Origin of the sequence: Arthrobacter sp. BB-1 (genome assembly GCF_006151685.1) — a bacterium.
In the GTDB taxonomy this organism is placed as follows: Bacteria; Actinomycetota; Actinomycetes; order Actinomycetales; family Micrococcaceae; genus Arthrobacter.
The window spans coordinates 133,814-156,108 of sequence record NZ_VDEV01000027.1 but is presented as its reverse complement, the minus strand read 5'-3'; the positions used below and the strand labels follow the sequence as shown (position 1 = coordinate 156,108).

Here is a 22,295-nt window from a genome sequence, read left to right as displayed (position 1 = left end):
GCGCGATCAATAGCAAGTGTGCTTAGTATCTAAGTAGTAACCATACTTACTATCTCGGCATGCTGGGTTCCAGGGACCAGTTGCCTTCCAACGAAAGCGAGCGATGATGACCGAGTACGGGAACGTTGCCGGGCAGGCGGCCGGTGAGGTCCGAAATGTGGCCCAGGCCGCCAAGCTCGAGGCTGGAAACGTGGCGTCCGAGGCGAAGTCCAGTGCGAAGGACCTCTTGCACCAGGCGAAGTCCGGTGTGAGCAGCCAGGCCGGTGCCCAGCAGCAGAAAGCCGCTGACGGCGTCAAGACCATCTCCACCCAGCTGCGCACCATGGCTGATGCGCCGGACCAGCAGGGCGTAGCCAGCGACCTTGTTCGCCAGGCTGCCGACCGCACGGCCGCGGTGGCGTCCTGGATCGAGGGCAAGGATGCGGGATCACTCCTGAATGACGTGCAGTCCTTCGCCCGCCGCAAGCCGGGCACGTTCCTGCTCCTGGCCGCCGGCGCAGGGCTGCTTGCCGGCCGGGTGGCGCGGAGCCTCCAGGCAGGCGCCCCCGGCCCGGAGGCGCAGGAGGGAATCCCGCCCCGCCCGGCACAGGCGCCGGCTGCCGCAAGCCCTGTTGCGCCCTGGGGCGAGGAATCGCTCTATCGGGAGCCCGTGCCTGTCCAGCCCGCCTACGGCGAAACCATTTACGGGGAACCCGCCCGGCCCGCATACCCCGGCACCGAAGGCGGGGTCCCGCTGAGGGATCCCGATGACCCGTACACCGACATGCCGGGAGGAGGACGCCAACTGTGAAAAGACTGTTCTTATTCTTCCTGCCCACCATCATCAGCAAGGTGCAAAAGGCCCGTAAGGCCAAGCAGCTCCGCGCGGCGCAGGCCAGGCCGCCGCGGAACCGCTACGAAAACTGACCCATGAACTGCTTCATCAGCTAACAACCAACGCAGCATTTGAAGGAGAACACATGATCAGCACTGAGAACCTTTCCGCACTGACCACTGCCGGCGGACACGTCCTGGGCTCCGACGGCAGCAAGATCGGATCCGTCGGACAGATCTACGTGGACGACCAGACGTCCGAGCCCACCTGGGTCACGGTCAAGACCGGGCTCTTTGGCACCCACGAGTCCTTCGCACCTTTGGATTCCGCAACCCAGGACGGCAATGACATCCTCATTGCCCACACCAAGGACAAGGTCAAGGACGCGCCCCGCGTCGCACCGGACGGCCACCTGGAGCCCGCAGAGGAAGAGCGGCTCTACGCCTACTACGGCGTCAGCGGTCGCGCCGGGATGGCCGACACCGACCGCGGCGCCGACCGGGACCACGAAACGCGCGGCACCGTCGGCCATGACACCTCAGGCGCCACCACCGATGACGCAATGACCCGCTCGGAAGAGCAGCTCCACGTGGGCACCCGCGAGGAGGAAACCGGCCGGGCGCGCCTGCGCAAGTACGTGGTCACCGAAAACGTCACCACCACCGTCCCGGTCCAGCGCGAAGAGGTGCGCCTGGAACGCGAACCCATCACCGACGCCAACCGCGGCAACGCCATGAGCGGCCCCGCCATCAGCGAGGAAGAGCACGAGGTCATCCTCCACCAGGAGCGCCCCGTCGTCGAAAAGGAAGCGGTACCGGTGGAGCGTGTCCGCCTGGACAAGGAAACGGTCACCGATGAGCGCACCGTCACCGAAGAGGTCCGCAAGGAGAACATCGACCTCGACGACGACGGCCGCACCCGCCGCTAGGAACCGGCGCTCAGCGGCCTTCGCCAGTGCATAACGCGCGGTCCGCCCTCCAGCCAGGAGGGCGGACCGCGCGTTTTTGTTCCCAGGCGATGGGCAGTTCCCTTACCGCGCGGCTACTTCGGATTCGAGCATGTCGTACGCCGGAGTGGTGAGGAAGTCGGTGTACTCCTCGGAAAGGCAGATCCCGGAAATTATCCTGGACGCCGGCTCGTAGTACCTGCTGAACAGGTCTTCGCCCACTTCACCGCGGAGCTTCCGGGTTTCCTCGGCCAGCAGGCGCTCCACCAGTTCCCGGGTCACCGTGTTGCCCGTGTCCGCCAGGGTCACTGCGTTCCGGATCTGCTGCCACACCTGTGACCGGGAGATTTCCGCCGTCGCAGCATCTTCCATCAGGTTGTGGATAGCCACCGCCCCGTTGCCGGACAGCCACACGGCGGTGTAGGCGACGGAGACGTAGAGGTTGCCGCGAAGGCCGGCCTCGGTGGCTTCTCCGGGCGCGGATTCGATGTCGAGCAGCTGCTCGGCGGTGACGTGGACCTCGGGCCTCGTCCGCTGCACCTGGTTGGGGGCATCCCCAAGGACCGCATCGAACACCTCCATGCAGATGGGCACCAGGTCCGGATGCGCAACCCAGGAGCCGTCGAAGCCGTCATTGGCCTCGCGCGTCTTGTCCGCACGGACCTTCTCAAACGCAGCCTCCGTGACTTCCGGCTGCCGGCGGTTCGGGATCACCGCGGCCATGCCGCCCATGGCGAAGGCGCCGCGCTGGTGGCAGGTTTTGACCAGGAGCTCGGTGTACGCCCGCATGAACGGCACCGTCATGGATACGGCCGCACGGTCAGGAAGCGTGAATTTCGGGCCGGAATCGCGGAAGTACTTGATGATGCTGAACAGGTAATCCCAGCGCCCGGCGTTGAGCCCGGAGGCGTGGTTGCGGAGTTCGTACAGGATCTCGTCCATCTCGAAGGCTGCGGGAATGGTTTCTACGAGCACGGTAGCCCGGATGGTTCCCTGCGGGATGCCGAGGGTGTCCTGGGCAAAGACAAAGATGTCGTTCCACAGGCGGGCCTCCAGGTGGCTTTCCATCTTGGGCAGGTAGTAGTAGGGGCCGTGGCCGTTTTCGAGGAGCTGCTTCGCGTTGTGGAAGAAGTGCAGGCCAAAGTCCACCAGGGCTCCGACGGCGGGCCGCCCGTCGAATTCCAGGTTCCGCTCCTCCATGTGCCAACCGCGGGGACGCATTATGACGACGGCGGTGGGCGCGTCGGTGCGCAGGGCGTAGGTCTTGCCCTCGGGCGAGGTGTAGGCCAGGGTTCCGCGTGCTGCGTCATACAGCGAGAGCTGGCCGTCGACGACGTTGAACCACGTGGGGCAGCTGGCATCTTCAAGGTCTGCCAGCCACACCTTGGCTCCCGAGTTAAGGGCATTGATCGCCATCTTTGCGGGAGAGCAGGGGCCGGTGATTTCAACCCGGCGGTCCTGCAGGGCAGCCGGAGCCGGGGCAACCGTCCAGTCACCCTCGCGCACTGCTGCTGTCTCCGGCAGGAAGTCCAGGGTTCCGGTCCGGCTCGCTTCTGCCCGGCGGACCTGCCGCGATTCCAGGCGGGCGTCACGTTCGGCGGCAAAACGGCTGTGGAGTTCAGCCAGGAACTCCAGGGCTTCCGGCGTCAGGATCTCGGAGGCGCGTTCAAAGGGCGGGTTGGAGATACGGGTCAGGGGCATTGCTGGTCCTTTCAACAAGTTTTCGCATTATGGACAATATGTTCTGTCTGATGAAAAAACAACGTTTGAAAGTAAATCGGTCAGACCGTTGACTAATGGTCTGACCGCTACGTAGTCTCAGATCCATCTGAAGAAATCTCCCTCTCACATCGTGGAATTTTGCTGGCGCTTCACCCCTGTACCGCGTTCCATCACCTCCCCCTGCTCCAAACACAAAGGAGTTTTTTGTGAGCACTTATCAGCAAGTCGTGGACCCCCTCTGGGGTTCGCTGGGCCTCTCGGCCCTGTGTGCGGCGCTGCCGTTGATCCTCTTGTTCGTCCTGTTGGGCGTTTTCCGCGTGAAAGCCGCAAAAGCTGCGTTGACCAGCCTGCTGCTGTCCATCGTCCTGGCAGCCGTCGTGTGGCAGATGCCCCTGGACCAGGTATTCAGTGCCACGGCCGCAGGCGCCTTCTACGGCTTCTTCCCCATCCTCTGGATCCTCATCAACGCCCTCTGGGTCTACAAACTCACCGTCGCCACGCCCTGGTTCGACGCCCTTGGCCGGACCATCCGGTCCATCTCCAATGACCTGCGCATCCTCTCGATCCTGATCGCATTCTGCTTCGGCGCGCTGCTGGAATCCCTGGCCGGATTCGGCGCGCCGGTGGCCATTACTGCCGCCATGCTGATGGCCGCCGGCATGAAGCCCTTCAAGTCAGCCGTTGTGTCATTGCTGGCCAACACGGCACCTGTGGCCTTCGGTGCCATGGCCGCACCCATCATTGCCCTCAACGGCGTCACCGGCCTGCCGCTGCACGACCTGTCCTCGATGGCCGGGCGCCAGACGCCCTTCATCGCCCTGATCGTGCCCCTGCTGCTCGTCTTCATCGTGGACGGCAAGCGCGGTTTGAAGCAGACGTGGCCCGTGGCACTGGTGGCCGGCGCCGTATTCGGCATCTTCCAGTTCATTACCTCGAACTACTTCGCCGTGGAACTGACGGACGTTGTGGCCGCCGTAGCCACCGTGGCCGCGGTGCTGCTGATGCTGCGCGTCTGGCAGCCCCGGGAGATCATCGAAATGTCCGGCCAGGCCAGCGGCCCGGACCAGCCCGGGGAGGAGGAACCGCCGTCGGGCCCGTCCACGGACGGCCGCCGCCCCGCCTCGGGGAGGATTCCGGCGTCTGCCTCCGTTACCGAGGCCGTCTCCGCCGCTGCGACCACCCGGGTCTTGGCACCGGCCGGCAGTTCCGCCCAGCGGCCGGGGCCGCGGGAAATCTGGATGGCCATAGCCCCGTACCTGATCATTATGGCCATTTTCTCCATCGCCCAGATCCCGGTGGTCAAGACCTGGCTCAGCGCGGCCGGAAGCGTGAGCTTCTCCTGGCCTGGCCTGGACGTTGTGGACGCGGACGGCAAGCACGTGGCCGCGCAAAAGTTCAAGTTCGACCACCTCAAGGCCACCGGCACGCTCCTCCTCATCTCCGGGATCATCACCATGGCCCTGTACCGCATCCCGGCCGCAGCAGGCCTGCGCATTTACGGGGAGACACTCAAGCAATTGCGGTGGACCATCGTGACCGTGATGTCCGTCCTGGCCCTGTCCTTCGTCATGAACCTGTCCGGCCAGACCACCTCCCTGGGCCTGGCACTCGCCTCGGCCGGCGGATTCTTCGCCGTCCTCTCCCCGGTGATCGGCTGGCTGGGCGTCGCCCTCACCGGCTCTGACACCTCGTCCAACTCCCTCTTCGGCCAGCTCCAGGTTTCCGCAGCCGAACAGACGGGCCTGCCTCCCGTCCTCATGGCCGCGGCAAACTCGTCCGCCGGTGTGATGGGCAAGATGCTGTCCCTGCAGAACCTCGCCGTGGCAGCCGCCGCCGTGGGCATGGAGGGATCAGAAGGCACGCTCTTCAGGAAGCTCCTGGGCTGGAGCCTTGGGCTCCTGGCCGTCATGATCCTCCTGGTCCTGCTCCAGTCGACGCCGGTGCTTGGCTGGATGGTTCCCTAAACGCCGCGCCGCCCTTACAAATGAAACAGGGCCGGGGGAGTGCTTCAGCCCCCGGCCCCATGCCCCAAGAAACAAAGAGGTTTCCTTTCCATGAGTACATCTGCAGTTGCAACAGCATCATCGGCGCTTCTCTCCGCAAGCGCACACGCTTCCACGGACCTGGACGAACGCGTCCGGGTGAGCACGGACCGTTCCGGCTACATTCCTCCCAGCCTCCCGGACGGCGTTGTGTACGCCACCAGCACGGAGGAGGTGGTGGCCACCATGAAACTGGCCGCGGCCCACAACGTGCCGGTTGTTCCCCGCGGTGCCGGAACAGGCCTGGCAGCCGGAGCATCAGCCCGGGCAGGTGAAGTGGTCCTCGACCTGGCCCGCATGAACCGGATCCTCCACATCGACCCCGTGGAGCAGCTGGCGGTGGTTGAACCCGGCGTCCTCAATGCGGAGGTCAACGCCGCCGCCCGGGAGCACGGACTGTTCTACGCCCCGGATCCGGCCAGCACGGCCATCTGTTCCATCGGCGGCAACATCGCCACCAACGCCGGCGGCATGTGGTGCGCAAAGTACGGCGTCACCCGGGAATCCGTCCTGGCGCTCAAGGTTGTCCTTCCCGATGGCCGGGTGCTGCGCACGGGACGGGAGACCATCAAGGGCGTGACCGGGTATGACCTGAATGCCCTGATGATCGGTTCCGAAGGGACGCTGGGCGTGGTGGTGGAGGCCACCCTGCGGCTGCGGCCGCGGCCGGTCCAGACCGCCACCGTTGCCGCGTATTTCCCGGACGTGGCCGCCGCCGCCCTGGCCGCCTCTGCCATCATCGCCGCGCGGCTGCAGCCCTCGGTGCTGGAACTCATGGACGGCCCCACCCTGGAAGCCGTTGATGCAGCGCACGGCACCAGCCACCGGTCAAAGGGCGGGGCCTTCCTGCTGGCGCAGACCGACGGCTACGGTGCGTTCCTCGAACAGGACGTCCTCCTCCAGGCCATCCAGCCGTTTGCCAGCTCCATCGAGAAGGCCGTGGATCCGGCAGCAGCGGATGCGCTCGTGGCCACAAGGCGGGAGGCCATCCCGTCCCTCGAGAAGCTGGGCCGGGTGTCCATCTGCGACATCGGCGTCCCGCGGAACCGGCTGGCGGCAGTTTTCGCCGGCCTGGACGACATTTCCCGGAAGACCGGCGTCCGGATTTTCAACGTGGCACACGCGGCGGACGGCAACCTCCACCCGATGATCGTCGTCGAGCCTGAAGAATCCATCACCGAGGGGCCCGCCAAAAAGGCCCTCGGCGACATGTTCTACCTGGCGCAGCGCCTTGGCGGCACGCTGACCGGGGAACACGGCGTCGGCCTGCTCAAGCGCGACTGGCTCGAGGATGAGCTCGGCGGCCTTTCGCTCGAACTCCAGCGCTCAATCCGCAGGGTCTTCGACCCCCAGGGAATCCTCAACCCCGGCAAAGCGATCTAGCAGGCCGGGCCGCTGCGGCGGCGGAGGAAAGGGGCGGCGGGAGCGGGTTTCCGTTGCCCCTTTCCCTCGCCTCCTCCGCCGCGGCCGGAACGCGGTGCAGGACGGTCCCGTAGGGCAGGATGGAAGCATGGCCGAATCAGCAGCGGAATCCTCACCGAAGCGGACCTATGATGTCCTGCTGGACGACGTCGAGGCGGGCCTCCGTTCCGGGCGCTTCAAGGCAGGGGACCAGCTTCCGGGAGAACGCATCCTGGCGGAAACCTATGGCATCTCCCGCGCTTCAGTGCGTGAAGCCATGCGCCTCCTCGATGCAATGGGGATTCTCCGCAGCTCGAACAAGGCCGGCCCCAAATCGGGCGCCGTCATCGTGTCAGAGCCATCAGCGGGACTGTCCTCCACCCTCCGGCTGCACATCGCCAGCAGCCGGCTTCCGGTGGCGGACATCGTCGAAACCCGTATCCTCCTGGAGACCTGGGCGGCCCGGACCGCGGCCGAACGTCACGATCCTGAGGGCATCCAGCGGGCCAGGGAGCTGCTCCTGGCGATGGACGCCCCGGACATGGATCCGGAAACATTCCACGCCCTGGACGCGCAGTTCCACATGGCGCTCAGCGCACTGGCCGGCAATACGGTAATTGAAACCATCATGGATTCCCTCAGCGGCTCCATCCGCGGCTACATCAAGGACGCCTTGGCGGCCCTGGGCCAATGGCCGGTTGTGCTCGCTGAGCTGAGGGCGCACCACCATGCGATCTTCGACGCCGTTGAGGCGAAGAATGCCGATCTTGCCGCGGACCTTCTTCGGAACCATGTGGCGTGGCTTTATGAGCAGACGGCACGGGCCCGCTCCTGAGCATTAACGGCCAGTGACGTTCCGGACGGTTCCGCCGGGACGGTGCGGCTAGCCGGCAATAACGCCCGACGGCGGCAGGTCGGCTTCCGGCCCCGGCTCGCCGCCCATTGCGGCCACCAGCCGTTCGCGGGCACGCCCGAGGTGGATGTCCAGCAGCTGGGCGGCTTCTTCTCCGCGGCCTTCCTCGATCAGTTCCAGGAGCTTCTGGTGCTCGGCCTGGATGAGGGCCGTATCCAGGAGGTGCAGGGACTGCACTCGGGACATGCACAGGCGGACTTCCCCCACCAGGGACAGGTACATCCTGCTGATGCGCTGGTTTCCCACCGCATCAATCAGGCTGGTGTGGAACCGCATGTCCGGTTCCACAACGTCAAGCGGGGCGCCGGTTTTCAGGGCCGCAATGTCCCTGTTGGCCTTCACGGCGCCGGCCGGCACCGTCCGGCCGGACGCCAGCCGGCGGAGCACTTCGCTTTCCAGGTACGCCCTGGCCACGTAGATGTCCCGGACGGATTCCGGCCCCAGATCCACCACCCGTGCCGTTTTGTGGGCGCCCCGGTCCAGCAGCCCCTCGGCGACGAGTTTTTCAATCGAGGCCTTGGCGGTAGGCCGGGCCACCTCGTAGGACGATGCCACGTCCGTCTCGGTGAGCGCCTCGCCGGAATGGAGCTCGCCGGAGAAGACGCGGCTCCGCAGATCCGCGGCGATCGCATCCACGATCGAGACTGCTGCAACACGTCCGGCCACTGGCGTTCCTCCCAAAACTTTCCCCGTTTCCTTATTTTGCCAGACAAGTCAGCATCAGCACTTGACCTACATGTGTACTTGTTAGACAATTTGAAGGCGCCACGGAGTTGTGACGCTTCACACACATCTGGAGACACATGTTTCAGCAGATCCTCGATCCCATTGCCGGGTCCCTACTGATTTCCGCCCTCTGCGCGGCCCTTCCGCTCATCCTGCTCTTCGTCCTCCTGGGCGTCTTCAGGGTCAAGGCACCCGTAGCTGCCCTTTCCAGCCTTGCGCTGTCGCTCGTGCTGGCCGTTGTCGGCTGGCGGATGCCCGTCAGCCAGGCCCTGGGGGCCACCGCGGCCGGCATCTTCTACGGCCTGTTCCCCATCCTTTGGATCCTGGTCAACGCGCTGTGGATCTACCGGCTCACCGTGGCCACCCCCTGGTTTGAAGTGCTGGGCCGGACCATCCGCTCCATCTCCAACGACCTGCGCATCCTCTCGATCCTGATCGCCTTCTGTTTCGGCGCGCTGCTTGAGTCCCTGGCCGGATTCGGCGCCCCCGTGGCCATCTCGGCGGCCATGCTGATGGCCGCCGGCATGAAGCCGCTGAAATCGGCCGTGGTCTCGCTGCTGGCCAACACGGCACCTGTTGCCTTCGGTGCCATGGCTGCCCCGATCATCGCCCTCAACGGCGTCACCGGCCTGCCGCTTCATGACCTCTCCTCGATGGCCGGGCGCCAGACGCCCTTCATTGCCCTGATCGTGCCGCTGCTGCTCGTCTTCATCGTGGACGGCAAGCGCGGACTGAGGCAGACCTGGCCCGTAGCCCTGGTGGCCGGCGCCGCGTTCGCCGCCGCGCAGTTCGTCACCTCCAACTACCTCGCCGTGGAACTGACGGACGTTGTGGCCGCCGTCGTCACCGTTGCCGCTGTCCTGCTGATGCTGAAGGTCTGGCAGCCGGCGGAAAATGTTGGCATCGGAGGCGCCGTGCAGGCGGCTGCGGTCCCCGCCGTCGTCCGCCCCGCCGTCGTCAGCGCCAGCGGAACGGGCCGCACCGGCGGCACCGCGCCGAAGGAAGACACGACGGCGGTGCACGGCAGCGGCGGCACTGGAGCGGACGCGGTCCCCGCAGACAACTCCCGGCCCGCACCGCGCCAGATCTGGCTCGCGATTGCCCCCTACCTGATCATCATCGCCGTGTTCTCGGTGGCCCAGATCCCGCCCGTCAAGGCGTGGCTGAGCCAGGTTGGCAGCGTAACGTTCGCCTGGCCCGGGCTGGACATCACCGATTCGGCCGGCAAGCCGGTGGCGGCAACCAAGTTCAAGCTGGACCACATCAAGGCCACCGGCACCCTGCTGCTGCTCTCCGGCATCATCACCATGGCGCTCTACAAAATCACCGCGTCGCAGGGCCTGCGCATCTACCGGGACACCCTGGTGCAGCTGCGCTGGACCATCGTCACCGTGACCGCCGTCCTGGGGCTGTCCTTCGTGATGAACCTGTCCGGCCAGACCACCACACTGGGGTTCGCCCTGGCCTCGGCCGGCGGCTTCTTCGCCGTCCTCTCGCCCCTGATCGGCTGGATCGGTGTCGCCCTGACCGGCTCGGACACCTCCTCCAACTCGCTGTTCGGGCAAATGCAGGCCACCGCCGCCCAGCAGACCGGACTGTCGCCGGTGCTGATGGCAGCGTCCAACTCCTCCGCGGGCGTGATGGGCAAGATGCTCTCGCTGCAGAACCTGGCCGTCGCCTCGGCTGCGGTGGGCCTTGACGGTGCCGAAGGGACCCTGTTCCGCAAGCTCGTCGGCTGGAGCCTGGGCCTCCTGGCCCTCATTACGCTGCTGATCTTCCTGCAGTCCACCCCCGTCCTGGGCTGGATGGTACCCTGATGGCGTCCCTGGACCTCGCCGGCCTCCGCTCGGCAGTCAACGATCCTGCCCAGGTCAAGACCCGGGCCATCGACCTGCACGCCAACGCCCACGACGCCTCCCACTTCCTGCTCATCCCGCAGGCCGTGGTGACGGCCGGAAGCGCGGCGGACGTGGGCGGGCTCCTGCGCGCCAGCGCCGAACAGGGCGTCCCGTTGACCTTCCGCTCCGGCGGCACCAGCCTCAGCGGCCAGGCGGTCACCGACGGCGTGCTGGTGGACGTGCGGCGCAACTTCCGGGACGTTGAAGTGCTCGACGGCGGCGCCCGGGTCCGCGTGCAGCCGGGCGTCACCGTGCGCGCGCTGAATGCGCGGCTGGCCCCGTACGGGCGCAAGTTCGGCCCCGATCCTGCCAGCGAGGCGGCCTGCACGGTGGGCGGGGTGGTGGCCAACAACTCCTCCGGGATGAACTGCGGCACCGTGGACAACGCCTACCAGACGTTGGAGTCCCTCACCGTGGTGCTGCCCTCGGGCACGGTCATCGACACCGGGGCGCCGGACGCGGACCACAAGCTGCGGACGCTGGAGCCGGAACTGTACGAAGGCCTGGCGCAGCTTGCCGCGCGGGTGCGCGGCAACAGCGATTCCGTGCGCCGGATCCGGCAGCAGTTCTCCATGAAGAACACCATGGGCTACGGCCTGAACTCCCTGCTGGACCACAGCAGCCCGGTGGACATCATGGCCCACCTGATCGTGGGCAGCGAGGGCACGCTGGGCTTCGTGGCGGAGGCGGTGTTCCGCACCATCCCGCGGCTCCCGCACGCTGCCACCGGCCTGCTGGTTTTCCCGGACCTGCAGGCGGCCAACGCGGCGCTGCCGGAGCTGGTGGGTTCCGGCGCGGCCACGGTGGAACTCATGGACGCCCTGTCCCTGAAGGTGGGCCAGGGGCTGAAGGGGACTCCCGCCGTCGTACGCGATCTTGCGGTGCGGGACCATGCCGCGCTGCTGGTCGAATATTCGGCCGAAGGGCAGGACGAGCTGGCGGCCCTCCAGCACGGCGGCGAGGCCCTCCTGGCGGGGCTGAACCTCTCGGCCGAGGCCCGGTTCACCGGCGATGCCTCGGCGCGGGCCGGGCTCTGGCACCTCCGCAAGGGCCTGTACGCCTCGGTGGCCGGCGCCCGGCCGCAGGGGACCACGGCACTGCTGGAGGACATTGTGGTGCCGGTGCCCGTCCTGGGCCGGACCTGCCGGGAGCTGATCGGGCTGTTCGACAAGTACAGCTACAGCAACAGCGTGATCTTCGGCCACGCGAAGGACGGCAATGTCCACTTCATGCTCACGGACGGGTTCACCACGGACGAGGAGCTGGAGAGGTACAGCTCGTTCACGGAGGACATGGTGGACCTGGTCCTGGGCGAGGGCGGCTCACTCAAGGCCGAGCACGGCACCGGCCGGGTCATGGCGCCCTACGTGCGGCGGCAGTACGGGGACGAACTGTACGGCGTGATGCGCAGGATCAAGGAGCTGTTCGATCCCGCCGGGATGCTGAACCCCGGCGTGCTCATGGACGACGACCCCCAGGCGCACCTGCGCCACATCAAGACGGCCCCGCCGGTGGCCGAGGAGGTGGACCGCTGCGTTTCCTGCGGCTACTGCGAGCCGGTGTGCCCCAGCAAGGACCTCACCCTCACGCCGCGGCAGCGGATCGTCACCCTGCGCGCCATCGAGTCCGCCCGCCTGGCCGGGGACATGGCGCTGGTGCAGCAGCTGGAAAAGGACTACGACTACGAGTCCGTGCAGACCTGCGCCGTGGACGGCATGTGCCAGACGGCCTGCCCCGTGGACATTAACACCGGGCTGCTGGTCAAGCGGCTCCGGCGTTCCGATGCCGGGCCCGTGACCAACGGCGCCTGGAACGCCGCCGCGAAGCACTGGGAGGGCGTCACCCGCGGCGCCTCGCTGGCCCTGACCGTGGTGGACAAGCTGCCCGCCGCGGCGGTGGCGGCGCCGAACAAGGCGGCCCGGGCTGTCCTGGGGACGGACACGGTGCCGCTGTACTCGCCGGAGCTGCCGGGCGGCGGTTCCGTGCGGAAACGTCCGACGCCGGTCGGGGCGCCGGACGCGGTCTACTTCCCTGCGTGCGTGGGGACGATGTTCGGGCCGGCTGGGGCGGGTTCGTCTCCTGATGGGCCGGCTTCGGGGCGGGGCGTGCAGTACAGCTTTGAGCAGCTGTGCGCGCGGGCAGGCATCACCCTGCTGGTGCCGGCGGGGATCGACGGGCTCTGCTGCGGAACCCCGTGGTCCTCCAAGGGCATGGCGGCCGGCCAGGAGACGATGCGCCGGAAGACCCTGGCGGCGCTCCGGGAGGCCACCCGCGACGGCGAACTTGCCATCATCTGCGATGCGTCGTCCTGCACGGAGGGACTGCGCCAGGCGGTGGAATCGGACGAACCGCTGGTGGGCCAGCGGCCGCTGCGGATCGTGGATGCCGTGGACTTCGCCGCCGAGCACATCCTGCCCAAGCTGCCGGACCACGCAAAGCTCGAGTCGCTGGCCCTGCACCCCACCTGCTCCTCCACGCGCATGGGGATCAACGGTTCCCTGGATGCGGTGGCGGCTGCGGTGGCGGAGAAGGTGGATGTCCCGGTGAACTGGGGCTGCTGCGCATTCGCGGGGGACCGTGGCATGCTCCACCCCGAGCTCACGGCATCCGCCACCCGGAAACAGGGCGAGGAGGTTGCCGAGCTGGGGGCGTCGGCCCATGCGTCGTGCAACCGCACCTGCGAGCTGGGCATGACCCGGGCAACCGGAGCCGACTACCGCCACGTCCTCGAGCTGCTGGAGGAGGTAACCCGCTAACCCCCCCCCCCACCGACGCTCTCTCACTTGACGTGGCTTTTCGGGCGACGCTCACTCACTTGACGTGGGTTTTCAGGCGACGCTCTCTCACTTGACGTGGGTTTTCGGGCGACGCTCTCTCACTTGCCAAGCAGGAAGCGATCGAGCGTCTGGCTGCCCGGCGTGCGTTCCCGCCCAGTTGCTTTCGGGGAGACACCCTGCAGAGGCGGGACACGCCGTCGTCCGCGGCGCGCCCCCAGGTGGCAGGAACAGTACCTGGGCAGGAACGCACGACGGCGGCCCGCGCCTGGGCGAACAACGGAGACAAAGCGCTGGAGGCGATTGTCCGCACGGGTGGACCCAGGATGAGTGCCGCCGGCTGCAAACCACCCCTCGTCCACACGGCCGGGATTGGGTCCCATCCCCAACTAAGTAGCGCTAAGTGTCGTTTTGAGGGTTCAAAATGACACTTAGCGCTACCTCGTTGGGCCGGGAGACGACGGCGGTGCGCACCTGGCAGTGATGTTGCGGCAGGGCGCGCCAGGCTCAGGCACCGGCCCAGCGGCGCAGCGTGCTGTTGATGAGTCCGATGAGCACCGCAGTCCACCAGCAGGTCTGGGAGATGGTCAGTGCGATCAGGAGCCGGAGACGCAGCCTGCGGGTTAACTCGCTGAAGCGTGTGCGGGCCGGGAGCGCGAGCAGCCGGTGCATGGCCGGTGCGATGCTGAGGCCGTTGAGCATCAGCACCAGGACGGCGACGAGCTTGACCACTGTGACCATGTTGGCCAGATCGGGGCTGATCAGTGCGCCGGAAACCAGCAGGAGGGCCAGGCCGCCCCAAATGAGCGGCTTTGCTGCGGCCTCAAGCTTCCCGGACTCGTGCATTTCCATCTTGCCGAGCAGCCACAGCAGACCCAGCCAGTCGACCACCAGGATGGTGCCAAAGGACAGGACCAGGGCAAGGATATGAACGGCAAGCCCGATCCGGTGGAGTTCCGGCCCGCAGTCCACAAAATGCCCCACCAGCACCGAAGCCAGCCATCCGGCCGTGCACAGCACCCCGAGGAGGACCAGCCGCTGCATTTGCCGGCGTGACATCGGTGCCGGCGGGCGCGCCGTCTCCGGCGGGGCAGGCCGAAGCGTTGCCATGCCTGTCATCGCGGAACCCCGCTGCGCTGTTCCCCGCGGCGCTGTACGGCGCAGCGCCGCGGAGGGGTGGAAAGCGACATGTGGAACCTAGCTCAGCTCGACGTCTTTGAACTCCACGGTGGCGCCCTTGGCCAGGGCCGGGGTCTCAGACTCTTCCCCGTGGCGGTTGAAAGTGGGGACACCGAGGGTTGCACGCAGCGTGTAGGTCCCGGCTTCGGGAACCGTGAAGTTGTTGGCGTAGTGGTAGAAGGTGGAGTAGTAGAAGTTCAGGTCCAGCTCCTGCACCACCTTGTCCTGGGCGTTCACTACCTCGAGCTTTATGGGGACGTCCGGGACGATCCTGCCGGTGGACGTCTCAACCGGGATGATCTCGATGTGATGGGTCTCGCCGGCCTCCGGAGCACGGAAATGCGTGCCGTGCTCGTCAAACCACGGCTCGGCGGCCTCGGTGATCAGGTTGACGGTCCATTCTCCGGAGTCGACCGTTTTGCCCTTCTCGGCAAGCTCATCGGCCAGCACCTGGTACTGCTCCTGAACGCCGGCCGGAACAGCGAACGCCTCTTCCTTTGCGGAGGCTTGGGTGTTTGCGGCGGCTTGGGTGCCGCAACCGCTAAGTGCGAGGACGGCAAGGGGGGTGGCCAGTGCGGCAAGGGCGGCGCGAAGCATCGTAATTTCCTCTGGTTGGGGTGCTTGAACAACTGCGGTGTGGCGGGACTGAAAGCCCACGCTGGGGAGGGTGAAACAGAGGCAGTGCAGCCTTGCCTAAACGCCAAGGTTAGCCTTACCTAAACCGGAAGATTACCTGTGCCGAGGAATTATGCAAACTTTTCATGCGCTAATTCGACGACTGTTACGGGGCGGGCTGAAGCGATCGACAGCGGTTCCCCATAGGCCGCGCCGCGTTGCTTCGGTTGCGGCTCAGGAAGCCCCGAACCCGGATCTGCAAAAGCTTCCTCGGGCGGTTCGAGTCCACCTTCAGCGCGCTGCGTCAAGGGTGGCTGGCTTTCAGGCTCCTCTTGGTCCCGCTTAGACGCACGCCAAGCCGGTCACCTCTTCGAGCACCCTGGCTGACTACCGGGAGCTGGTTCGCTGCGCTGATTCCTCCTCGACGCGCAGATTCCTTGTCGACGCGGGGATTACGGGGGCGCCAGGGATTATGCGCGTCACGGACGCGTTCGCGAGTCGATTACGGCAGAGCGTGTACGACGGCGGGGCACGCCGGCCGCTGCAAGCTTCCGTTCCAGCGCCCCGGCTTCCATGAGGTCGGCCCAATGCCAGCGCACAACCTTCAGTCCAAGAGCCCGCATCCGGTCCTCGCGCTTCTTTTCCGCTATGACGGCCTGCGACGCGGTCCATCCCTTGAGGTATTCCGGCTTGACGTACTTTTCCTCGCCATCGAATTCGCCGACAACTTTGCACTGCTTCCAATAGAAGTCCGCGTAGCCCACCATGCCGGTTGCGTCCACAAACTCATGTTGGAGAACCGGAGCTTGGAAGCCGGCCAGATGAATCAGGGCCCGGCTTAAGGATTCTCCCGCCGACCCCGAGGCGGGATCGGCAAACTCAAGAACCGCGCGGATCCTCCGCCCAGCTGCAGCGGAATAGTTCGGTTCGATGTCACCCTCCAGTTCCCCCTTGGTGATGGCAGCCAGCCCCCGGATCCTGTCCGGGCGAAGCAAATGGTCCATAGGTACAACGGCCTCGGCGAAGGGAGTATGCGCTGCCAGGTCCAGGACGGTGCGGATGCGGTCTGTGACAAGGAGGCCCTCCCGCCTGACTACATGAAGCCCCGCCGGCGCCGCGTAGTGGCGGCGGACGCCAGCCCGCGACCGGCCGCCGTCGTTCTTCATGGTGAGCGCCTCCACCGGGTGGTGCAGGCCCACGGTGGGGACTCCCCAGACGCTGGCTGCGGAGTGCCGCGCGAAGACCGTGGGTTTTTCGAACGTTTCGGCGGCTGCCTGGACGCGGAGGCGGTACTGCTCCCATGGCTTCAGGTTCCGCCAGGCCACTCCCTCCGTGTACACGCCGTGCCGGAGGCGCACCAAAGTGCCGGCCTTCACGCGCTTGGCGAGCTCATTCGGGGTGATCCCAAGCAGGATGCGTTCCCGGGACAAGATGAGCGGTGGAATATCCGGCATGGACCGACGATCCCAGCTGCGCGGCGCCCGTGGGAGGGGTTCCTGCTGCTATGTGGACAAGGGCATTCGACGCGCTTGTTCCGTTTCGACGCTCCCTTGACCTGGCGCACCCGATATATGGGCTGCACAGGGGAGCATCCGCGTCGAAACTGAATGTGCGAGTCGAGCACCTCAGCAGGGCGTACTGCCTCCAAACGCGAAACACGACGCCGGTGCCGCCGCGGGTGCCGTCAGTTGGCCACCGTGAAGGGAACCACAGTCACGCCGGAGTTGGTTGAACCCAGCGTGTTGTCGCGGCATGACGTCCGCAGGTGCAGCTTGTGCACGCCGTTGGCCAGGGTCCGGGTGTCAATGGAGAGGGGAGCGGCTCCAAAAGGTTCGGGACCATAGGGGCCGGCGGCGTCCCACAGTACGGTTCCGCGGTTTGGCGGGGAAGCATGGAAGTCCGGGTCGACCGCCATGAATGAGCGGGTGGCCGGGAGTGAGCCGTCGGGGTGGGTGGTCAGCCCCACTACTGGCGTCCAGATACCTGAAACCGGGCCATCGGGAAGAGGCGCGCTGCGGAGCGAGGCCTCGCAGTACAGGGCGTGCGTGTACCACCCCTTGCCGCGGAGGAACGAGTACCTCGAGACGTTTGATGGGGACTTTCCGTTTTGGATGCCCACCTGCCAGTTGAAGCTCGCGACCATTTGCTGGCTGTCCGGCTCGGGGACGAACGCGCGGAAGCGGACCTCCTGCAGGCCGGAATGGTTGAATGCAGAGATCGGCTGCGAGAACGTCAGCCACCGCTCGCAGGTGCCGGAGCACACAAAATCGCCCTTGCCGTTGCTTGCAGGCCCGGGGCAACTGAAGTTGGATGCAGTGGCCCGCAGGTAGCATTTTTGGACGGTTGTTTCGCTGTCTGAGGTTTTGAACACCATGGAGACGTAGTTCGCCTTGCCGGGGTTGTCGTGGAGAACCACCCTCACTTTCACGGTGAGGTTGCCGGAGCTGATCGTTTCGCGCTCGGGTATGCACGCCCCCAGATGCACGTGGCCCGAGTTGGTGGTGGAGTTATTCGCTTGGTCCACATCCGGCACCCACCATGCCTGGGTGTCAACGAACTGCCGCGTTTCTGCGTAGTTCGTCCCGTCGGCTGCAGGTGCGCCAATGCAGGGCCCCGCCGCAGCCTGGGCAGTACCAGGAACCAGCACCGGCATGCCAAGGCAGGCCAGCGCAACAGCACTCATCAATACCAGGAACCGTCTCATGACCATCCATTCTTAGAAGTCGACTCTGACGTCCGTGCAAACACCGGTTTCATGAAGGCCAGGCGTCAGGCATGCAGGAAAAATGTGTGGGGGCTGGGTGCTGTCGGCGGTGCCCAAACGCCGACTGGAGGAGACCTATGGCTGTTATTACGCCCGATTCGGCGTGGCCGCCAGTATATGTCCGCGGTCCAAGGCGGGCGGGAAATTTCTTGGACATTACGGCGGCGGCGCGCACTTTTCGCACGAGGTGGCGGGCTGCGGGAGCAGCCGGAAGCGGAAAGCCAGGGGCTGCTTTGGCATCCGCCCGAGTGGATGACGCTGGGAGTGGAGAAGTGTGGTGGGCGCTTGACGGCCCCTCGCGCTTCCGCATATCCTGAACGAACGGTCGGTAAATAATTCTGGCCGCCCCCGAAGGTCTTTGCATAGGAGCAACCATGGCAGCGCAGAACTTGCAGTCAGTGCCGGCTGAGCGAACCGCTGGAACCAGCGAAACGGAAGATGCGGCAGGCCAGGCCAACTTCGACCGCGTCATTGCCGAGGACTCCCGCATCGAGCCCAAGGACTGGATGCCGCCGGCCTACCGCAAGACCCTCCTGCGCCAGATCTCCCAGCACGCACACTCCGAGATCATCGGCATGCAGCCGGAAGCCAACTGGATTTCACGGGCACCGAGCCTGAAGCGCAAGGCCATCCTCATGGCCAAGGTCCAGGACGAGGCCGGCCACGGGCTGTACCTCTACTCCGCCGCCGAGACCCTGGGCCAGAACCGGGACGAGATGACGGATGCGCTGATCGCCGGCAAGGCCCGCTACTCGAGCATCTTCAACTACCCGGCGCTGACCTGGGCGGACATGGGTGCCATCGGCTGGCTGGTGGACGGCGCCGCCATCTGCAACCAGGTGCCGCTGTGCCGCGCCTCCTACGGCCCCTACGGCCGCGCCATGGTCCGCATCTGCAAGGAAGAATCGTTCCACCAGCGCCAGGGCTTCGAGATCCTGCTGGAACTCTCCAACGGCACCCCTGCACAGAAGCAGATGGCCCAGGACGCGGTGAACCGCTGGTACGCCCCTGCCCTGATGATGTTCGGCCCGCCGGACGACGATTCGCCCAACTCCAAGCAGTCCATGGCATGGAACATCAAGCGCTTCAGCAATGACGAGCTCCGCAGCCGCTTCGTGGGCATGATGGTGGAGCAGGTCCGGGTCCTGGGGCTCACCCTCCCGGATGACCAGGTCCGCTTCAACGAGGACACCAAAAAGTGGGAGCACGGCCCGCTGGACTGGCACGAGTTCCACGAGGTGCTGGCCGGCCGCGGCCCCTGCAACTCCCAGCGCCTTGAGCGCCGCAGGCAAGCGCACGACGACGGCGCGTGGGTCCGCGAGGCAGCGGCCGCCTATGCAGCCAAGCAGGTTAACAAGCAGAAGGAATACGCAGCATGAGCCCCCACGGCAACCCCGAAGCCCCCGCCAGCTCGGCCACGGAGATCAACCGCGAAGCCCCCAAAGCCAGCCCGGCACCCAAGGAACACACGGACCACGCCTGGGGCCTGTGGGAGGTCTTCGTCCGGTCCAGCCGCGGCCTGAGCCACGTCCACGCCGGCTCCCTGCACGCGCCCGATGCCGCCATGGCACTGCGCAACGCCCGCGACCTCTACACCCGCCGCAACGAGGGCGTCTCCATCTGGGTTGTCCCCGCGGACGCCATCGCCGCCAGCGACCCGGACGCCAAAGGCTCGTTCTTCGAGTCGCCCCAGGGCAAGGACTACCGCCACGCCACGTACTACACCAAGAGCGAAGGGGTAAAGCACCTGTGAGCACGCCCCCCACAAACACCGAAGCAGCAGCCGGCCACGGCGACATCTCCACCGGCGTCGCAGTCCCGTCCGGCAGCGGCGACTCCAACGCCTCCGCCACCCGCATCACCCCCGGCAACGCCCTGCGCCCGGAGGACATCGCCCTCGAAGTCAAAACCGGCCTGGCCAAGCCCAGCGAAGACACCGCCGAGTACGCACTGAGGCTGGGCGATGACGCCCTGATCCTCGCCCAGCGCCTGGGCCACTGGATCTCCCGCGCCCCCGAGCTGGAGGAGGACATCGCCCTGGGCAACATCGCCCTGGACCAGCTGGGCCACGCCCGGAGTTTCCTCAGCTACGCCGGCGGCGCCCTCACCAAAGAGGACGGCTCGCCCAAGTCCGAGGATGACCTGGCCTACTTCCGCCGCGAGCACGAGTTCCGCAGCGTCCAGCTGTTCGAGCAGCCCAACGGCGACTTCGCGGCCACCATCGCCCGCCAGTTCGTGGTGGGCTACTACCAGTACCTGCTCTACAGCCGCCTCACGGAATCGAAGGACGCCACCCTGGCCGCCATCGCCGCCAAGGCCGTGAAGGAAGTGGACTACCACCGGGACCACGCGGCCCAGTGGGTCCTCCGCCTGGCCGGCGGCACGGAGGAATCCCGGAAGAGGATGATCCACGGCTTCCGCATCATGTGGCCGTACGTGGAGGAACTCTTCCGCGACGACGAACTGACGGACCGCCTCGCCGGGGCGGGCATCGCCGTCGCGCCTTCCTCGCTCAAAGAGGACTTTGACCGGCTCACGGGAGAAGTCCTCACCGAGGCCGGGCTGGAGGTCCCGGACGTTCCCGCCGCACCCGGCGGCGGCCGGCAGGGCAGGCACTCGGAGTACCTGGGCTACATCCTGGCCGAGATGCAGGTGCTGGCCCGCGAGCACCCCGGGGCAAGCTGGTGAGTGCCGTGGCCATCTACGTCAGTGACTTTGAGAGCAAGAGTACGACGCCGGAGCAGCGCGCCTGGGACGTCGCCGCCACCGTGTGCGATCCCGAGATCCCCGTGCTCACCATCGCGGACCTGGGGATCCTGCGGAAGGTGGAGGTGGGACAGGACGGACACGTCAAAGTCACCATCACCCCCACGTACTCGGGCTGCCCGGCCATGGACGCCATCCGGGACGACGTCAAGACCGCCTTCGAAAAGGAGGGCTACACGGACGTCGAGGTTGACCTGGTGCTCGCCCCGGCCTGGACCACGGACTGGATGACGGACGAAGGCAAGGCGAAGCTGCAGGAGTACGGCATCGCCCCGCCCACCGGGAAAAGCCACGCAGCACGGCACGCCGGCCCCATCCGCCTCACCATGGCCGTCAAGTGCCCGCAGTGCGCCAGCCTGAACACCAAGGAACTCACCCGCTTCGGCTCCACCCCCTGCAAGGCGCTGTACGTCTGCCAGGACTGCAAGGAACCGTTCGACTACTTCAAAGTGCTGTAAGGAAGCCCCATGCCTGTTGTCCGCCAGACCGCCGCCGAAGAGGCGCAGGCCACCGGCCGCCGTCGTCCGTCCTTCCACACCCTCGCCGTGAAGGAGGTGCGCCGGCTCACCGAGGACGCCATCGAAGTCAGCTTCCACGTCCCAGAGGAGCTCGCCGGCCAGTTCGACTACCTGCCCGGCCAGTACGTCGCCCTGCGCACCACGCTGCCGGACGAGACGGGTGAGCCCAAGGAAATCCGCCGCAGCTACTCCATCTGCGCCGAGCCGCGCAGCTTCGCGGACGGCACCAGCGAAATCCGCGTGGCCATCAAGAAGGACCTGGGCGGGCTGTTCTCCACCTGGGCCAACGCCGAGCTGAAGGCCGGGGACACCCTGGACGTCATGAGCCCCATGGGCGCGTTCGTTTCCAAGTTCGGCCGCGACGGCCAGGCCATGGAGCAGAACCGGATGAACTCCATGAACAACCCGGAGGAGCTGGCGGGGGACGTCGCCTCCCAGGGGGAAGCGAGTTTCGTGGCAATAGCCGCCGGCTCAGGCATCACCCCGGTGATCGCGATCGCCCGCACCCTGCTGGCCAAGAACCCGGAGTGCCGGTTCGACCTGATCTACGCCAACAAGGCCGCCATGGACGTGATGTTCCTGGAGGAGCTCGCGGACCTGAAGGACAAGTACCCGCAGCGGCTGGCCATCCACCACGTGCTGAGCCGCGAGCAGCGGATCGCGCCGCTGCTGTCCGGCAGGATCGATTCCGAGAAGCTCCGGCAGCTGCTGGGCACCGCCATCCACGCGGACGATGTGGACGAGTGGTTCCTGTGCGGGCCGTTCGAGCTGGTGCAGCTGTGCCGCGACACCCTGGCCGAGCGCGGCGTGAAGCCGGAGAACATCCGGTTCGAGCTGTTCACGTCCGGCAAGCCGGACAAGCCGGAGGGCAACGCCGGCCGGCCCGTGCTGGTGGACGAGTCCAAGGAGACGTACAAGATCACGTTCAAGCTGGACGGCCTGCAGGGCGAGGTGGCCAGCCCCACCCACGCCCGGGAGTCCATTCTCAACGCCGCGCTGCGGGTCCGCCCGGATGTGCCGTTCGCGTGTGCCGGGGGAGTGTGCGGCACGTGCCGGGCCAAGGTGGTCACCGGCAGCGTGACCATGGACGAAAACTACGCCCTGGAGCAGGATGAGCTGGACAAGGGCTACGTGCTGACCTGCCAGAGCCACCCCACCAGCAAGGAAGTCACGGTCGACTTCGACGTCTAAGCACCACCAACCACCACAAGGAGTCC

The 22,295-nt window shown here is 66.4% G+C and carries 18 protein-coding genes; 12 read left to right on the top strand and 6 right to left on the bottom strand.

Annotated features, from left to right (window positions below):
• Window positions 1–106: 106 nt before the first annotated feature.
• Both FHJ30_RS21930 and FHJ30_RS15700 read left to right on the top strand, forming a co-directional pair.
• On the top strand, window positions 107–790 hold the full coding sequence (locus FHJ30_RS21930) for a hypothetical protein (RefSeq protein WP_306669389.1): 684 nt from the start codon (window positions 107–109) through the stop codon (window positions 788–790).
• Window positions 791–959: 169 nt separating this feature from the next.
• Window positions 960–1,742 carry a YsnF/AvaK domain-containing protein gene (locus FHJ30_RS15700; protein ID WP_139030190.1) on the top strand — a complete coding sequence of 261 codons (783 nt, stop codon included), beginning with the start codon at window positions 960–962 and terminating at the stop codon, window positions 1,740–1,742.
• A 102-nt stretch (window positions 1,743–1,844) separates the two neighbouring features.
• Here the strand turns inward: FHJ30_RS15700 and aceB are convergent, their stop codons facing one another.
• Complete coding sequence (gene aceB / locus FHJ30_RS15695) at window positions 1,845–3,461, bottom strand: malate synthase A (protein ID WP_139030189.1); 1,617 nt, start codon at window positions 3,459–3,461, stop codon at window positions 1,845–1,847.
• 227 nt (window positions 3,462–3,688) lie between these two features.
• On the opposite strand from aceB, the gene FHJ30_RS15690 reads away from it, so the two are divergent.
• From FHJ30_RS15690 to FHJ30_RS15680, 3 genes are all read left to right on the top strand, one after another.
• Window positions 3,689–5,446: an L-lactate permease gene (locus FHJ30_RS15690; protein ID WP_139030188.1), complete on the top strand. Its 1,758-nt coding sequence runs from the start codon at window positions 3,689–3,691 to the stop codon at window positions 5,444–5,446.
• 90 nt (window positions 5,447–5,536) lie between these two features.
• Window positions 5,537–6,907: an FAD-binding oxidoreductase gene (locus FHJ30_RS15685; RefSeq protein WP_139030187.1), complete on the top strand. Its 1,371-nt coding sequence runs from the start codon at window positions 5,537–5,539 to the stop codon at window positions 6,905–6,907.
• Between the two features lie 127 nt (window positions 6,908–7,034).
• Window positions 7,035–7,760 (top strand): FadR/GntR family transcriptional regulator, encoded by a 726-nt coding sequence (locus FHJ30_RS15680; RefSeq protein ID WP_139030186.1) that lies wholly within the window; start codon window positions 7,035–7,037, stop codon window positions 7,758–7,760.
• A 48-nt stretch (window positions 7,761–7,808) separates the two neighbouring features.
• On the opposite strand, the gene FHJ30_RS15675 is transcribed toward FHJ30_RS15680, so the two are convergent.
• Window positions 7,809–8,504 (bottom strand): GntR family transcriptional regulator, encoded by a 696-nt coding sequence (locus FHJ30_RS15675; protein ID WP_139030185.1) that lies wholly within the window; start codon window positions 8,502–8,504, stop codon window positions 7,809–7,811.
• Window positions 8,505–8,641: 137 nt separating this feature from the next.
• Between FHJ30_RS15675 and FHJ30_RS15670 the strand changes: the two genes are divergently transcribed.
• Complete coding sequence (locus FHJ30_RS15670) at window positions 8,642–10,381, top strand: L-lactate permease (RefSeq protein WP_139030184.1); 1,740 nt, start codon at window positions 8,642–8,644, stop codon at window positions 10,379–10,381.
• Window positions 10,381–13,218, top strand: coding sequence for an FAD-binding and (Fe-S)-binding domain-containing protein (locus tag FHJ30_RS15665; protein WP_139030183.1), 2,838 nt, complete (start codon window positions 10,381–10,383; stop codon window positions 13,216–13,218). The genes FHJ30_RS15670 and FHJ30_RS15665 overlap by 1 nt, the downstream gene beginning before the upstream one ends.
• A gap of 525 nt (window positions 13,219–13,743) precedes the next feature.
• Here the strand turns inward: FHJ30_RS15665 and FHJ30_RS15660 are convergent.
• The 4 genes from FHJ30_RS15660 to FHJ30_RS15645 all read right to left on the bottom strand — a co-directional run bounded on the left by FHJ30_RS15660 (window position 13,744) and on the right by FHJ30_RS15645 (window position 17,734).
• Window positions 13,744–14,346 (bottom strand): hypothetical protein, encoded by a 603-nt coding sequence (locus tag FHJ30_RS15660; RefSeq protein WP_240793726.1) that lies wholly within the window; start codon window positions 14,344–14,346, stop codon window positions 13,744–13,746.
• Window positions 14,347–14,433: 87 nt separating this feature from the next.
• On the bottom strand, window positions 14,434–15,012 hold the full coding sequence (locus FHJ30_RS15655) for an iron transporter (RefSeq protein WP_139030182.1): 579 nt from the start codon (window positions 15,010–15,012) through the stop codon (window positions 14,434–14,436).
• Between the two features lie 497 nt (window positions 15,013–15,509).
• Window positions 15,510–16,484, bottom strand: a complete 975-nt coding sequence (locus tag FHJ30_RS15650) for a type IV toxin-antitoxin system AbiEi family antitoxin domain-containing protein (RefSeq protein WP_139030181.1) — start codon at window positions 16,482–16,484, stop codon at window positions 15,510–15,512.
• 230 nt (window positions 16,485–16,714) lie between these two features.
• Window positions 16,715–17,734, bottom strand: coding sequence for a hypothetical protein (locus tag FHJ30_RS15645; RefSeq protein WP_139030180.1), 1,020 nt, complete (start codon window positions 17,732–17,734; stop codon window positions 16,715–16,717).
• Between the two features lie 434 nt (window positions 17,735–18,168).
• On the opposite strand from FHJ30_RS15645, the gene paaA reads away from it, so the two are divergent.
• The 5 genes from paaA to paaE are packed head-to-tail and all read left to right on the top strand — an operon-like array spanning window position 18,169 to window position 22,269.
• Entirely contained in the window at window positions 18,169–19,173 is a 1,005-nt protein-coding gene (paaA, locus tag FHJ30_RS15640) for a 1,2-phenylacetyl-CoA epoxidase subunit PaaA (protein ID WP_139030179.1), read from the top strand.
• Window positions 19,170–19,547 carry a 1,2-phenylacetyl-CoA epoxidase subunit PaaB gene (gene paaB, locus FHJ30_RS15635; RefSeq protein WP_139030178.1) on the top strand — a complete coding sequence of 126 codons (378 nt, stop codon included), beginning with the start codon at window positions 19,170–19,172 and terminating at the stop codon, window positions 19,545–19,547. The genes paaA and paaB overlap by 4 nt, the downstream gene beginning before the upstream one ends.
• Window positions 19,544–20,482, top strand: a complete 939-nt coding sequence (paaC, locus tag FHJ30_RS15630; RefSeq protein ID WP_139030177.1) for a 1,2-phenylacetyl-CoA epoxidase subunit PaaC — start codon at window positions 19,544–19,546, stop codon at window positions 20,480–20,482. The genes paaB and paaC overlap by 4 nt, the downstream gene beginning before the upstream one ends.
• An 11-nt stretch (window positions 20,483–20,493) precedes the next feature.
• A complete protein-coding gene (paaD, locus tag FHJ30_RS15625; protein ID WP_139030212.1) occupies window positions 20,494–21,018 on the top strand; it encodes a 1,2-phenylacetyl-CoA epoxidase subunit PaaD in 525 nt (174 codons plus the stop codon).
• 9 nt (window positions 21,019–21,027) lie between these two features.
• Window positions 21,028–22,269 (top strand): 1,2-phenylacetyl-CoA epoxidase subunit PaaE, encoded by a 1,242-nt coding sequence (gene paaE, locus FHJ30_RS15620; RefSeq protein WP_139030176.1) that lies wholly within the window; start codon window positions 21,028–21,030, stop codon window positions 22,267–22,269.
• Window positions 22,270–22,295 lie beyond the last annotated feature (26 nt).

Bases quoted from the DNA above. Each gene is read 5' to 3' on its own strand.
- FHJ30_RS21930 (WP_306669389.1), top strand. From the start codon at position 107: ATGACCGAGTACGGGAACGTTGCCGGGCAGGCGGCCGGTGAGGTCCGA.
- FHJ30_RS15700 (WP_139030190.1), top strand. From the start codon at position 960: ATGATCAGCACTGAGAACCTTTCCGCACTGACCACTGCCGGCGGACAC.
- aceB (WP_139030189.1), bottom strand. From the start codon at position 3,461: ATGCCCCTGACCCGTATCTCCAACCCGCCCTTTGAACGCGCCTCCGAG.
- FHJ30_RS15685 (WP_139030187.1), top strand. From the start codon at position 5,537: ATGAGTACATCTGCAGTTGCAACAGCATCATCGGCGCTTCTCTCCGCA.
- FHJ30_RS15680 (WP_139030186.1), top strand. From the start codon at position 7,035: ATGGCCGAATCAGCAGCGGAATCCTCACCGAAGCGGACCTATGATGTC.
- FHJ30_RS15670 (WP_139030184.1), top strand. From the start codon at position 8,642: ATGTTTCAGCAGATCCTCGATCCCATTGCCGGGTCCCTACTGATTTCC.
- FHJ30_RS15665 (WP_139030183.1), top strand. From the start codon at position 10,381: ATGGCGTCCCTGGACCTCGCCGGCCTCCGCTCGGCAGTCAACGATCCT.
- FHJ30_RS15660 (WP_240793726.1), bottom strand. From the start codon at position 14,346: ATGGCAACGCTTCGGCCTGCCCCGCCGGAGACGGCGCGCCCGCCGGCA.
- FHJ30_RS15655 (WP_139030182.1), bottom strand. From the start codon at position 15,012: ATGCTTCGCGCCGCCCTTGCCGCACTGGCCACCCCCCTTGCCGTCCTC.
- FHJ30_RS15650 (WP_139030181.1), bottom strand. From the start codon at position 16,484: ATGCCGGATATTCCACCGCTCATCTTGTCCCGGGAACGCATCCTGCTT.
- FHJ30_RS15645 (WP_139030180.1), bottom strand. From the start codon at position 17,734: ATGAGACGGTTCCTGGTATTGATGAGTGCTGTTGCGCTGGCCTGCCTT.
- paaA (WP_139030179.1), top strand. From the start codon at position 18,169: ATGGCAGCGCAGAACTTGCAGTCAGTGCCGGCTGAGCGAACCGCTGGA.
- paaB (WP_139030178.1), top strand. From the start codon at position 19,170: ATGAGCCCCCACGGCAACCCCGAAGCCCCCGCCAGCTCGGCCACGGAG.
- paaE (WP_139030176.1), top strand. From the start codon at position 21,028: ATGCCTGTTGTCCGCCAGACCGCCGCCGAAGAGGCGCAGGCCACCGGC.